The 13,928-nt window shown below is 37.5% G+C and carries 9 protein-coding genes; 2 read left to right on the plus strand and 7 right to left on the minus strand.

The features are described 5' to 3' along the window. The first annotated feature begins 21 nt into the window (after positions 1–21). Positions 22–354, plus strand: coding sequence for a hypothetical protein (locus FW780_RS08385; protein WP_149833173.1), 333 nt, complete (start codon positions 22–24; stop codon positions 352–354). Positions 355–542: 188 nt separating this feature from the next. Here the strand turns inward: FW780_RS08385 and FW780_RS08390 are convergent, their stop codons facing one another. From FW780_RS08390 to FW780_RS08400, 3 genes are all read right to left on the minus strand, one after another. Continuing rightward, complete coding sequence (locus FW780_RS08390; protein WP_149833174.1) at positions 543–926, minus strand: DUF779 domain-containing protein; 384 nt, start codon at positions 924–926, stop codon at positions 543–545. An 86-nt stretch (positions 927–1,012) separates the two neighbouring features. Then, complete coding sequence (gene adhP, locus FW780_RS08395) at positions 1,013–2,047, minus strand: alcohol dehydrogenase AdhP (RefSeq protein WP_047434164.1); 1,035 nt, start codon at positions 2,045–2,047, stop codon at positions 1,013–1,015. A 260-nt stretch (positions 2,048–2,307) separates the two neighbouring features. Further along, positions 2,308–3,837, minus strand: coding sequence for an aldehyde dehydrogenase family protein (locus tag FW780_RS08400; RefSeq protein WP_047378604.1), 1,530 nt, complete (start codon positions 3,835–3,837; stop codon positions 2,308–2,310). A gap of 182 nt (positions 3,838–4,019) precedes the next feature. On the opposite strand from FW780_RS08400, the gene FW780_RS08405 reads away from it, so the two are divergent. Next, a complete protein-coding gene (locus tag FW780_RS08405) occupies positions 4,020–4,943 on the plus strand; it encodes an AraC family transcriptional regulator (protein WP_149833175.1) in 924 nt (307 codons plus the stop codon). Between the two features lie 77 nt (positions 4,944–5,020). Here FW780_RS08405 and FW780_RS08410 read toward each other — a convergent pair whose 3' ends face one another. The 4 genes from FW780_RS08410 to FW780_RS08425 form a co-directional block, all read right to left on the minus strand. Beyond that, on the minus strand, positions 5,021–6,487 hold the full coding sequence (locus FW780_RS08410) for a RagB/SusD family nutrient uptake outer membrane protein (protein ID WP_149833176.1): 1,467 nt from the start codon (positions 6,485–6,487) through the stop codon (positions 5,021–5,023). A 14-nt stretch (positions 6,488–6,501) separates the two neighbouring features. Beyond that, positions 6,502–9,291 (minus strand): SusC/RagA family TonB-linked outer membrane protein, encoded by a 2,790-nt coding sequence (locus tag FW780_RS08415; RefSeq protein ID WP_149833177.1) that lies wholly within the window; start codon positions 9,289–9,291, stop codon positions 6,502–6,504. A gap of 620 nt (positions 9,292–9,911) precedes the next feature. Continuing rightward, complete coding sequence (locus tag FW780_RS08420) at positions 9,912–11,240, minus strand: hydroxymethylglutaryl-CoA synthase family protein (RefSeq protein WP_149833178.1); 1,329 nt, start codon at positions 11,238–11,240, stop codon at positions 9,912–9,914. 170 nt (positions 11,241–11,410) lie between these two features. Then, the gene (locus FW780_RS08425) at positions 11,411–13,921 is read right to left on the minus strand and encodes a M1 family metallopeptidase (protein ID WP_149833179.1); all 2,511 of its coding nucleotides are present in this window, start codon (positions 13,919–13,921) and stop codon (positions 11,411–11,413) included. Between the last annotated feature and the right edge of the window lie 7 nt (positions 13,922–13,928).

The following is a 13,928-nucleotide window of genomic DNA, read 5'->3' on the forward strand; positions in this document are numbered from 1 at the left end:
TTTAATTATTTTCTTTAACAGATGAATTCATTTCTCAAAAGCATTGGCTTATACAGCAGCCTTACTATTGATCTCAATATCGGCAGTGCAGAACTTATACAGAGATTATGGAAAGTAACTTACAAAACCAATACTACCTTCATATCGCTGGAAAAAGATTCTTCAATTCCTACCCGGTTTGAATATCGGGGGATGATTGATGCAAATACTTTCACTATTAAAAGAAGAGCGAGACTATTTGATATGAACAGAAATAATCCTGTATTTCATGGGACTATTTCTGATAAAAATGGTCTATCATCTGTTTCTGTAGAGTTTTCCCGTCAGGATTTCAGATTTTTAACTGGATTATGATTCTGTGTTTTTGTTTAGTTATAATTTTTGTCAATATTCAAGGTGATCAACAGTTTCTAATATTCGCAGCAATTGCCTTAGTAGTTGGTGTTACTCAGTATTTCATTTTAAAAAGAGGGATTTCAAAAGGTAAGTATGAATTTGAAAGAGAGCTTATCTATATTGCACAGAAACCTTAAATCTATACTTTATTCACTACGTTTTACCGGCTCAAGCTTTTCGTATTCTTCAGGAGTAAAAAGCCTGTAATGAACTTTAAAAGTTTTTCCCAAAGGAGTTTCCAGTGAAAAACCACCAGGCCCGAAACCATTTGTAACATCTAATGTAAAATGTGAATATTTCCAGTATTCAAAAAGATCCCGGTCTATCCAGAACTCATATCCATTAATGGTTCCGATCATTGCATCATTCATCCTGGGAAAAAATCCTCCTTTTTCAAAACATTGGGGCTGGGTGCCTTCACAACATCCTCCTGCCTGATAAAACATCAGAGGGCCATATTGGTCTTCCAGCTTTCGGATTACCTCAAGAGCTTCTTCTGTAGCGGAAAGTCTTGATATTTTTGCTTCCATTTTTATATTTTAGTTTACTGCAAACTTTTATCGTTATAAAAGATCCCGGCAATTGAAACCAGCCGGGATCAGCAACACATCATCAATTAATTTGAGCCGGCAATATCCAAAACGATTCTGCCGTCAATCTGTCCTTTTTTCATTTTATCGAATACATCATTGATATCTTCCAGTTTTGCGGAAGTAACGGTGGCTTTTACCAATCCTTCATTGGCAAAATCCAATGCTTCCTGCAAATCTTTTCTTGTTCCTACAATAGAACCTCTCACGGTAATTCTTTTTAAAACTGTTTCAAAAATCGGAAGTTCAAAAGAGCCGGGAGGAAGACCGTTCAGGGCGATAGTACCTTTTCTTCTCAAAACATCTATTCCCTGTTTGAATGCGATGGGTGAAACGGCTGTAATCAATGCACCATGCATTCCACCTACTTCTTTATGTAAATATTCTCCAGGATCTGTGTTTTTTGCATTGACTACAAGGTCTGCACCTAATTTCTTCGCCAGTTCAAGCTTATCATCTGCAACATCAATGGCTGCAACATGCATTCCCATTGCTTTGGCATACTGAACGGCTACGTGCCCCAACCCACCGATTCCTGAGATAGCTACCCACTCTCCAGGTTTAGTTTCTGTTTCTTTTAATCCTTTATACACTGTAACTCCGGCACATAAAATAGGAGCAATCTCCAAAAAGTTAACATCTGATTTTAAATGTCCTACATATCTTGAGTCTGCAATAACGTATTCTGCAAAACCACCATCTACGCTGTATCCTCCATTTTTCTGTGCTTCACAAAGGGTCTCCCATCCTGTAATACAATAATCACAACAGCCACAGGCACTGTACAGCCACGGAACTCCTACTGCATCTCCTTCTTTTACAAAAGCCTCAGGTCCGCAAGCTACAACAATACCTACTCCTTCATGTCCTGGAATAAGGGGCATCTTGGGTTTTGCAGGCCAATCGCCATCTACAGCATGTAAATCTGTATGACAAACCCCGCAGGCAATTACCTTGACAAGGACTTCGTATCTTCCGGGTTCTCTTACGGGTACTTCTTCAATTTTCAGAGGCTGGCCGTAGCCCTGAACTACTGCGGCTTTCATTGTTTTTGGAATCATATCTTTTTTTTTGGATTGAGTTATTTGGGTTAATAGTTTTTATCACCAGGTCTAAACGACAGCTGTAAATCTTTGTGCTATCTCTATAAAGTCAATAATTATATCAAATGACTGAATTTCCCTGCGTGAGGGATAGTAAGGGCGGCGAGGAACGAGCCGGTGCGCAATGCAATGAAGTACCGAAACGAAGTGCAGCCCTGCATAGCCCGACCGTTTTGCCCTGGATAAAGCCAAGGCAATCGGGCACGTCCTAAATAATATTAAAAGAAACCTAACTTATTCTTGTTATAAGAAATCAGCATGTTTTTGGTTTGACGGTAATGATCAAGCATCATTTTATGGTTTTCTCTTCCGATTCCTGATTGTTTGTATCCTCCAAAAGGCGCTCCTGCAGGGTAAGAGTGATATTGGTTTACCCATACTCTTCCTGCCTCAATCTGACGCGGAATATTGTACAGCTGGTGAGCATCTCTTGTCCATACTCCTGCTCCAAGTCCGTAGATGGTATCATTGGCAATTTTCACTGCATCTTCTTCATCTTTGAAGGTGGTAAATGCCAGCACCGGACCGAAAATTTCTTCCTGGAAGATTCTCATTCTGTTATTTCCTTTGAAAATTGTCGGCTGAATGTAATATCCGTCTTCAAGATCTTCTCCAAGATGATTGACTTCTCCTCCTACCAGAACTTCGGCTCCTTCTTCTATTCCCAGCTGGATATAAGAAAGGATTTTATCTTTCTGAATTTTTGAAGCCTGCGCTCCCATCATCACCGTTTTGTCCAGTGGATTTCCTACTTTGATGGCTTTTACTCTTTCGATCACCTTTTCAATAAAAGCATCTGCAATATCTTCCTGAACGAGTAATCTTGAAGGACATGTACAAATTTCTCCCTGGTTAAGGGCAAAAAGTACGGCTCCTTCTATTGCTTTATCTAAAAATTCATCATCGGCATCCATTACAGAATTGAAGAACACATTGGGTGATTTCCCTCCTAATTCCAATGTCACAGGAATGATATTTTCTGTTGCATACTGCATCACCATACGTCCTGTAGCCGTAGAACCTGTAAATGCTGCTTTTGCTACTTTCGGATTGGTCACCAGGGCTCTTCCAAGCTCTGCTCCAAACCCGTTTACAATATTGATAACTCCTGCAGGTAAAAGGTCTCCAATAAGCTCCATCAAAACCATAATGGAAACAGGGGTGCTTTCTGCCGGTTTCAGGACCACACAGTTTCCTGCTGCCAATGCGGGAGCCAGTTTCCAGACCGCCATAAGTATCGGGAAATTCCATGGGATGATTTGTGCAATTACTCCAAGGGGTTCATGAACAATAAGAGATACGGTATCTTTATCCAGCTCGTTATGAGATCCTTCATCTGCACGGATAACAGAGGCAAAATATCTGAAATGGTCAATTGCCAAAGGTAAATCTGCTGCCAGTGTTTCTCTCACTGCTTTTCCATTATCTATTGTTTCTACGGTAGCAAGATATTCCAGATTCTGTTCTATTCTGTCTGCAATTTTATTCAGAATAATACTTCTTTCTGTAGATGAGGTATTTTTCCAGGTTCGGAATGCTTTTTCTGCAGCATCTACAGCCAGCTCCAAATCTTCTTTGGAGGAATGGGCAACCTGAGTAAAGTTCTTACCATCTACGGGAGAAACTACGTCAAAATATTGTCCTTTAACAGGTGGAGTGAATTTTCCGTCAATATAATTATCATATCTGCTTTTAAATTCAGGACGCTGTAAAAGTGTCGCTGATCTTGGTTCTGTAATAGTACTCATATTAGTATTGTTTTTATTTTTCGATAAAGCCAAATTACATTGAGATGCCCCAAAGAGTATAGCACAATCCTATAAAAAAAGTGTAAAATAGTGCAAGGTCTTCAATTTTAGTATTTTATTAACAGCAACGTACTGTCAAATTTTCTATATTTGAGTTACCTCCTTTTTAAAAAATTTTAGAAATGAATAACAATAGTAAGATTTTATTAAATACTCCTGAATTACGTAAGGAGAGCCAACTATTGAGTCTTGTTGAACACCAGACGAAATTCAATCTAAACAATTGTGAATTCAGTATTTATGAGACTCATCAGACTGCTTTTGATGTTAAACTTCATTTTGAAAACATTGCATTTACAGCCATGCTGAGAGGTAAGAAACACATGAAACTGGATAATAAGACCAATTATTTTGATTATTATCCGGGAGAAAGTATTCTGGTAGCTCCGGGGGAAACAATGGTTATTGATTTTCCTGAGGCCGATGAAACTCCTACCCAATGTATTTCTTTAAGTCTTAATCCTGATTTTATAGAGGATTCTCTTAATTATCTTAACTATCATCTTCCCAAAGTGGATGAAACTTCACAATGGAATATTCAACTGGATGAGTACTTTCTTTTTAACAATAAAGCGCTGGCTTCAGCTACTAACAATATTATGAGAATTGCCATGGATGATAATTCACAAAAGGATATCATGGCTGATTTTGCATTGAAAGAACTTCTGATAAGATTGATGCAGACCCAGGCAAGAGGCATGGTGGAAAAGAATATTGTTAAAAATAAATCCAGGATAGGCTTTGTGGTGGATTATATTAAAAGGAATCTGCACCAGAAACTCTCCATTGACAGTATTGCCAAGCTGGCTTATGTAAGCAAATCCAATTTCTTCAAAATGTTCAAAGATGAGCTGGGAACTTCCCCGAATGATTTTATTTTACAGGAGAGGATCAACAGGGCAAAAGAATTATTAGCCAACCAGACCAGCATTAAAGAAACTGCTTTTCAGACTGGGTTTTCAGATACAAATTATTTTACAAGAGTATTTAAGCAATTGGAGGGAGTAACTCCGAAAAGTTATCAGGATAGAATGATTATGAGATAGCGAATTGACAATATACCAATAAAAAAGGACTCCAATTAATGGAGCCCTTCTTATGTAAAAAAACAATAATTACAAAATTAGTAACCTTTATTTTGTTCAATTTTTGGATTAGCCTGGATTGCCGTAATAGGAATTGGCCACTGCCATTTGAAGTTTCCAGCCTCAAGAGTCTGTGCTACCGCTGGTGCACCTGTACCGTCAAAAAGGTCTCCTTTACCTGATCTCTGAACAGGAAGGTTTAATCTCTTCAATGTGTACCATCTGTCATTTTCAAATGCAAGTTCCATTCTTCTTTCTTTCAGAATAGCATCTAAAAGAGGCTGTCCTGTTTCAGTACCTGGAGTAAATGAAGAATGTCTTTCTGCTCTTAGCTTGTTCAATAAAACAAGAGCCTGTGCTCCATTACCTGTTCTGTAATAAGCTTCAGCAACATTCAATAATACTTCAGCAGATCTAAGATATTTAATCGGCACGATGTTAGCAGGGCCACCATTACCAGCATATTTTGTAACATGGTTGTATTTTTGTCCGCTATATGTACTCGTTGTGAAATAAGCTGTTTTTCTGATATCGTCAGCTGCATAAGCTGTGTATAGATCATAATCTACAACAAACTCAGATCTTAAAGCTGGAACTGACTGGTTATAAGCTGCACCAACAGTATTATTTGGCTCTGCCGCAGCGTTCGATACCTGGAATAATACTCCGTCAGTAATTCTTGATAAACCTTCATTTTCTTTCCAAATTCTTGTAAAGTTATCCAGTGTTGTGATGCTTGGAGAAAGTCCTAATGCCAGTTCACCATATTTGATTGTATTGGTATAATCTCCTTTATAAAGATTTACTCTTGATAACAATCCGTATACAGCTGCTTTGCTTAATCTTCCTTTATCAGCATCATTTTGTGTAATATTATCAACGGCAAATAAAAGATCAGCGATAATTTTATCATACACCTGCTCAACAGTCAGGTTTCGAGATGATGTTGTATTAGAAGGATTATAATTTTCAGCATAATAAATTCCAACAGAGTTTTTAGCACCTGCAGACTGAGTTGGGATTTGAGAATATGCTCTTACAATATCAAAATGAGCGGCTGCTCTTAATGCTCTTGCCTCAGCTTCTATATTTGTTTTCTGCGCTCCTGATAATACTCCGTTATTTATGTAAGACAATACAAAGTTTGCTCTGCTGATTACAAGGTAAGCTGCACTGTATAATCCTGTCGTCTGTGAGTTATCAGAAGAAAATTCAAAGTTTGACGCTGCAAAGTTGGTATTTCTTCCTGAAGCTGTACGGATTAGGTTGTCTGTAGTAAGGTCACCCATAATAAGCTGACTTCCTGTATCACCACTGTAATATCCAGCTCCTTTAAGAACTGTATAGGCACCGTCCATAGCCTGTCTGAATGATTCAGGTCTGGTCATTGCCTGGTTCTGCTCTTCATTAATTGAAGATGTTTGATCTAAATTTCTGTCGCAAGACGTTAACGAAACAAAGGCAGTTAACGCAGCTAAACTTATTTTTATTATATTCTTTTTCATAAAGCTATTCAATATTAAAATTCTAATTGCAATCCTACCAAGATTGTTTTTACCGCTGGATAAGTATAAAGGTTATATGCTCCAGGAACGAACAATGCTGTAGATTCACCAGATCCTACTGAAACTTCAGGTTCTCCGTGGAATTTAGTTACTGTAAATAAGTTTTGTCCCTGTACATATGCTCTAAGCTTATTGATAGGAGATCCTTCCCCAAGGAATGCTTTATCAAATGTATATCCTAATGTAAGTGATCTTAATCTTAAATAATCTGATTTTTCAATCCACTGATCAGAATCACGCATACCATTTGAGTCAACTTTTTGGAATACTCCTGTGTCTCCTGGATTTTGCCAAATCTGAGCAGCAGCCTGCGCCATGTTTCTACCTGCAACAGCCAATGTTGGGTCAACAGCAGCAGCATACATGTTGTTATACGTATATCCACCTAACTTGAATGCAAAATCTGCACTGAAATCAAGTCCTTTGTACTGAACTGTAGTTCCGAACCCACCAAAACTTTTTGGGAATGGAGATTTATCAGTAAGAGGAACTGCATTAGATGCACTGTAAACACTAGTAATGTTTCCTGCTTTATCATAGTATAATGCATTTCCGTTGCTTGCATCTACTCCTGCAAATCTTACATTATAGAATACATATGGAGTCTCTCCTACTTTCAGATAAGTATCCCCTAAGTTTCTTTCTGTCTGTCCGTCTGCTAACTTATCAAGAATTGATTTCTGGAAAGACATGTTAGCATGTAAGTTCCACTGGAAATCTTTCTGCTTGATTACATCTACACTCAATTCAACTTCAAGACCTTTCTGAGACATATCTCCCGCATTGATATACTGGTAGTATCCTCCTTCTTGTTTATCCAAAGGTACAAGCTGTACGAAATCTTTTCTCTTATTTTTGTAAACTTCAACGGATCCACGGATTCTTCTGTTCCACATTGTAAAATCAACTCCTAAGTTGGTGATTGCGTTAGATTCCCATTTAAGATTACTATTACCGATGATAAAGCTGCTGGATGTACCAGGATATAGTGCTCCGTTGGCACCATATAAACCATAGCTGACATTGGTTACGTTGTAGTAATCCGGCAATGTTCCGTCATTACCTGTCGTACCATATGATCCTCTAAGTTTTAAATCATTGATAAAACCACCTTTCATGAATTCTTCCTTCGCAATATTCCAGGCAGCACTTGCAGACCAGAAAATACCACTTTGGTTATTGGCACCAAATCTTGATGAAGCATCTCTTCTCAATGATCCTGTTACCAAATATCTACCTTCATAGTCATAGTTTAACATACCTGCTAAACTGAACAGGGTATTTCTTACTTTAACCCCGGTAAATGTATTTCTGTCAGACGGTGTCGTAATAGATGGAACATTTAATGCCGGTGATTTCAATCCGTAAGCTCCTCCGTTCATTGTTTCGTTGTAGTTATCGTTATATTCGATAAATCCTAAGAAATCGAAGTTGTGGCTTCCGTATGATTTTTTATAGTTAATGGAGTTATTCCAAGTATAGTTAAATGTATAGAATGAATTTTTGTTCAATGAACCTGTAGGAACTTTGTTCACTGTGATATCCAGGTTTGAACCTTTCTTCAGCCACTGAGTTCCCATGTACCAATCGAAAAGTCCGTTAAAGTTTGTTTTAAACTTCAGACCATCGATAATTTTATATTCAGCGAATAAAGTTACCGGAATTCTCAGTCTCTGATCATCTAATCTGTAATTACGGATCTGCTCAACAACGTTAGAACCCGCTCTCATTGTCTGATTATAGCTTCCGTCCGCATTATAAACCGGTTCATATGGAGCATATTTGTACATGGCTCCAAATGGGTTCTGTGTATTGTTTCTGTCTCTGAAATTCTGAGTTTCCTGATACTGAACTCCAAGGTTAATCCCAACGTTCAGTTTTTCACTCAGTTTATTCGTAAATCCAAAGTTACCAGTGTATCTCTTAAGTCCGTCTATGTCTCTGATGATCCCGTTGTCAGAATCATATCCTAAAGAGTAATAGAAAGTACTTTCTCTGGATCCTCCTTGCGCACTGAATAAGTAAGACTGGATGCTTGAAGGCTTCAACAGGTCTTTTTGCCAGTTGTGATCATAGGCAGCAAGTCTGTCCATTTCCTGCTGAGATCTTGGTTTAAATCCAAGGTATCCCAATTGATTCTGGAAATCCATCAACTCCCTAGAGTTCATCATGGTGTAGTTTTTGTCTCTTAGCTTTTCACTGAAACCGAACTTAGTTTCAAATGAATAGTGAGTTTTCCCGGCTTTCCCGGCTTTAGTAGTAACTACTACTACTCCGTTTGCTCCTCTCGCACCATACTGTGCTGTAGCGGCAGCATCTTTAAGAATTGAAATAGACTCTACGTCTGCAGGGTTAATTGCACTGAACTGTCTTGCAGTCATATACATCCCATTTACTACATAAGTAGGCTCTGAAGAACCACCAACACCGGCAATCCCTCTTACCTGAATTGTAGCAGCAGCACCTGGCTGCCCGGTAGTACTTTGTACAAATACCCCTGAAGCTCTACCCTGTAAAGAGTTACCAATAGATGTGGTAGGAGAGTTTCTTCTGATTTCATCACCACCTACAACAGCCTGAGCCTGGGTAATTTCATCTGCTTTTTTCTTCTGGTATCCAGTAACGATTACTTCATCGATCTTATTCTCCTTCAGAACAGAATCATTCTTAGATTTTTGTGCAAAAGCCGCCTGCCCTAAAAAGAACAAAGCACCAGCACTTAATACATGCAACTTCACATTCATATTAACAGATTTTAATATATTCAAGGGACAAATATGTCAATAAATATCTGTAACATCAATTCATTAAACTCTGAAAACAGGCTTCCACAGCGGAGAGATTCACATTCATACTAAAAAAATGATAGAGAATCATTTTAATTGTATTTAAAAAATTAACAAAAAATAAGTCAATTTAAACATTAACGGAATTTTAATAAATTTTAAAATTAAAATCAATTTTCTTTCATTTAAAATAATTAATTAAAAAAATCAACTTCAAATGTTGTTATTAACGAAAAAAATAAAACAAAACAATTCTTAATTTTATTGAAAATGGAGAAAAAAACGCCTTATTTTCTTAAATTTTATAAAAAAAATACACCTTTACAAGCAGACAGCCCCTATTTTGAGATAGTCTCATTGAGAATAAGATGAAAAAACCGTTAATATACTATATTCAGAATTCGGTTGAGGCCTGTAAAATTTTCATAGATATTCCCTGTCTTTTCCTAACTGTTTTACCGTTACATTTAAAAATAACTCAACTATAAAAATGAGGAAAATCCCAACCGTTTTAAAGTGATAAAAAATTAAAGCACCCCAAAATATGAGATGCTTTATATAGTAAGTTTACCTTAATTTTACTTCTGATAACTGTAATATCTGGCTCCAATTAACACCGGATTTTCTGCCTCAACAGAAACTAGCCCGAATCCTTTATATCCTCTGTTTACAGATTCCTTAAGCTGTTTTCTGTGAAGTTTTTCATAGGTTTCAAAATCAACGGCAGTTCTCTGGTTCAGGTTTTCAAATACATTCCATTTCTCTACCACCTGTTTCCAGTTCTTAGAAATTTTCCCTGCAAACACCTTTGATTTTGAACCACTTCCATAGCCTACAAATCCAATTTCTTCCCCTGCAAGTTCTTCATTTTCGTTAAAAGAAGTTTGTAATGCAGAAAGAAATGCCATAAAGACAGAGGCTGTGTACATATTTCCTATTTCTGAAGAGGCTCTCTGTGTCTTTTCTATTTTATTATTGATTAATTTTAAATAGTCTTCAGATTTTGCAACGGCTTTCTGTTCTTCTGCTGTTTCATAAGACAGACCATTCTCAAGACTGTAGATTTCAGTAAAAACCCTTTTCCCATGAAAGGCGTATGGAAGATGGAAAATAATATACTTCCAGTTTTCATAAGGTTTTTCCTGTCCGGTTATTTCTTTATAATGATGATAAGCTTCTTTTATTCTATCCTGATAACATTGGTTAGAATATTGTCCGTCAAAAACAGGTTCATCCGTAAAAATTTCAATCTTTTCAGGATAATTTTCCGGAGCAACTTTCAGGTCTTCTTTATTATAGGTTCTTCTCGGTTTGAAAAAATCAAAGACACTTTCTGAAGCTACTCCCCAGTTATTTTCAATTTCAAGAAGGTCCGGTTTTGATGAAACCAAAAGGGCTACCGCTCCTCCTCCCTGTGTATATTCGCCTGAAGAAGCCAACTCATATTTAGCATAATCACTGGCAATCACTACTGCTTTTTTATCAGGATTTACCCTTACAAAATCAAGGGCATTATGTAATGCATCTACACCTCCTACACACGCAAAAGTCATGTCCAGCACATCACAGTTTCTGAAACATCTGGTTCCAAATTCTTCTTCCAACACCTGCTCTACCATTTGTACCGCATAAGATGCCGTTGGTTTTGCTGCATCTACAGCACTTTCAGTTCCCAGATATACTCTTGCTATTTCCTTAGGATTGATATGATAATCTTGTATAAGCTTCAGTAATGCTTCTGCTGCAAAGGTTGCCGCGTCTTCGTGAACATCAGAAAGTCCCATTTTGTGAAGACCTAAGCCTTTTTCCAATTTTGCCGGTTCTATTCCCCTTTTTTCTGCTAAATCCTTAATTTCTAAATATAAACCAGGCACATAATAGCCCGCTGCTTCAATTCCAAAACCCATAATTGTCTAAATTTTAAACGAATTTATGAAAGATAATGCAAAAAACGGTGGTAAAAAATGCTGATTTTTGTAATATTACTAAAAACCAATCTGCTTTATATTATATTTCCACAAATTGATATTTGGTCATGATAAAAAAGAAAGCCGGCAAAATCTGCCGGCTTATCTGTTTACTTATAGTTTTCAATTGCTTTATTGATCACATCAATCTGTTTATTAATGCTTGCAGCATTCTGTGGATTCTGTTTCAGCAATTCCATTTTTTTGCTTAAGCCATCTTTCAGCATCTGAACGATCATCATTTTAGCCTGTGGATTACCTGCCATCTGATTCTTGGCATATCCTGCTATTTTCGTAATGCTCTCCGTTGCTTTCAGATTATCAGAGGTCATTATCCAGTTGAAACCATCTTCAGCGGCTTTCCCCAATTCCGGATTCTGGAATTTAATAAATGGATAAAAAGTGGCAAGAGGAGCAATATTCTCTATCTGAGAAGTAATTCTGTTCTTTACAATAATTGGAAGCAGCTGCGCCTGCAGTTCATCCGATGCTCCTTTCAGATCAATTTTATCAGCCAGTCCATTGGCTCTTGAAGGATCAATAGTAAGAAGTGCGCTCATTGAACTTCCTTTCACGGCGTTTGAAACTGCGTTGATCCCTTTCTCAAATAACGGAAGATATTTTTTTTCTTTTATTTTTGCTAAAGCAGTAATAGCCGCCGCCTGAGTTAAAGTTTTAGGATCATTGGAAGCCAGTTTTTCAACTTCAGCACCTAGTGCCTTCATCTGTTCAGGATTGGTAAGGTCTATTAAGCCTAACGCTTTTATTCTTACTCTAAAGAAAGGATCTTTCAATGCAGCAGCCAATAATTTTACTGCGGTAGGACTTTTTCCAACCTGGTCTTTTATTCCCGTTAAAGCTTTATATCTGCTTTTGAATTCCTTAGAATTTGTAAACTGCATCAGGTTCTGTTCAGGAGTTTTGCTCTCTGTAATATCTGCCAGTAAAACTCCGTCAGCATTGATATTTAGCAGATCAGGAGTTTTGGAAACATCAAAACTGAATGTGTTTTTTGCTTCTGCATTTACCCAGACATTATATCTTTTAGGCTTTCCATTGTCATATACATCTATGGCCAGAGGAAATTCAAATGGTTTTTCCTGAGACTGATTAATGGTTACTGCCACCTGTTTTTTCACAGGCTCAAATGTAAATGAGTAATTAAGTTTCGGGGTTCCGCTTCCAAAATACCATTGGTTGAAGAACCAGTTCAAGTCTTTCCCTGATACTTTTTCAAAAGATAATCTCAACTGATGAGCTTCTGCATTCTGATATTCGTTGGTTTTCAGGTAATCGTTCATTCCTGCAAAGAAGGCATCATCACCAAGATAGTTTCTCAGCATATTTAAAATACCTCCTCCTTTCTGATACGTTACCAGATCAAAAACATCTTCACGGGATTCATAATTGAACCTTACCAGATTCTTATTAAAATCGGATGGGTTGTGAAGATAATTATTCACATCGGTCATCAGGTGGTAATCTGCCTGATCTTTTCCGTATTTATATTCATTCCAAAGGTATTCGGAATAGTTGGCAAAAGATTCGTTGACGGTAAGATTGCTCCAGCTTTCTGCTGTAACAAGATCTCCAAACCAGTGATGGAACAATTCATGGGCAATGGTATCTTCCCATGTATTTTCATCAATAAGCTGCCCCGGTTTCTGAAGGATATCACTTCCATGAAGGGTTGCTGTGGTATTTTCCATCGCTCCACTCACATAATCTCTGCCTGAAATCTGAGCATATTTCGCCCACGGATAATCATAGTTCAGCTTTTTGGAGAAAAAATCAATCATTTCCGGAGTATTTCCGTAGATCTGCTTAGCATAAGGTTCGTATTCTTTTTCGATATAATAATCTACCGGGATGTTTTTCCATTTGTCTTTTACAATAGCATATTCTCCTACTCCCATGAAGAAAAGATAGGTAGAATGTCTTTTATCCATCACCCAGTGGTCTGTTCTAAGGCCGTTGGATTCTTTTTTAGATTCTTTCAGAAGACCATTGGAAAGGGTGACGTATTTATCAGGAACCGTCATATAGATTTCCTGTGTTGTCTTTTGGTTGGGTTTATCAATAGTAGGAAACCATGCAGAAGAAGATTCTGTTTCTCCCTGTGTCCAGATTTGTGTAGGCATATCCGGGTCTGTTCCCTGAGGATTAATGAAATATAGTCCTTTGGCATCATTGATCGCCATACTTCCCTGTTGTTTTACCTCATTCGGGCGGGACGTATATTTGATGTAAACTGTATACTCTTGATTTTTCTGGTATGTTTTGTCCAGACTGATTTTCAGAACATCATCTTTGTAATCATATTTCAAAGGAGATTTTTTCCCGTTGTTATCAAGAGCAACTTCATGAATCAGCATTCCTTTTGCATCAAGTGTAAGTTCGTTTGTCGCATAAAAATAAGGTGAAGCAGTAAGCCATTCTTCCCCATTCATCTGTTCTTTCTGATAATCGAAATTTACTTTCAGCTTTGTGTGTTTAAGTTCCGTTACTTTGGTGGGAGTCGCTCTGTATACTTTTTCCCTTCCTGAAGTTTCGGTTTGTGCTGATACATTGGCGGAAAATAAAATTCCGAGTATAGCAATTGATAAAATGGCCTTTCTCATCTGTCTA

Origin of the sequence: Chryseobacterium sediminis (assembly GCF_008386505.1) — a bacterium.
Classification (GTDB): domain Bacteria; phylum Bacteroidota; class Bacteroidia; order Flavobacteriales; family Weeksellaceae; genus Chryseobacterium; species Chryseobacterium sediminis.

Excerpts from the sequence above, each read along its gene's own strand:
- FW780_RS08385 (WP_149833173.1), top strand. The coding sequence starts at position 22 with ATGAATTCATTTCTCAAAAGCATTGGCTTATACAGCAGCCTTACTATT.
- FW780_RS08390 (WP_149833174.1), bottom strand. The coding sequence starts at position 926 with ATGGAAGCAAAAATATCAAGACTTTCCGCTACAGAAGAAGCTCTTGAG.
- adhP (WP_047434164.1), bottom strand. The coding sequence starts at position 2,047 with ATGATTCCAAAAACAATGAAAGCCGCAGTAGTTCAGGGCTACGGCCAG.
- FW780_RS08400 (WP_047378604.1), bottom strand. The coding sequence starts at position 3,837 with ATGAGTACTATTACAGAACCAAGATCAGCGACACTTTTACAGCGTCCT.
- FW780_RS08405 (WP_149833175.1), top strand. The coding sequence starts at position 4,020 with ATGAATAACAATAGTAAGATTTTATTAAATACTCCTGAATTACGTAAG.
- FW780_RS08410 (WP_149833176.1), bottom strand. The coding sequence starts at position 6,487 with ATGAAAAAGAATATAATAAAAATAAGTTTAGCTGCGTTAACTGCCTTT.
- FW780_RS08415 (WP_149833177.1), bottom strand. The coding sequence starts at position 9,291 with ATGAATGTGAAGTTGCATGTATTAAGTGCTGGTGCTTTGTTCTTTTTA.
- FW780_RS08420 (WP_149833178.1), bottom strand. The coding sequence starts at position 11,240 with ATGGGTTTTGGAATTGAAGCAGCGGGCTATTATGTGCCTGGTTTATAT.
- FW780_RS08425 (WP_149833179.1), bottom strand. The coding sequence starts at position 13,921 with ATGAGAAAGGCCATTTTATCAATTGCTATACTCGGAATTTTATTTTCC.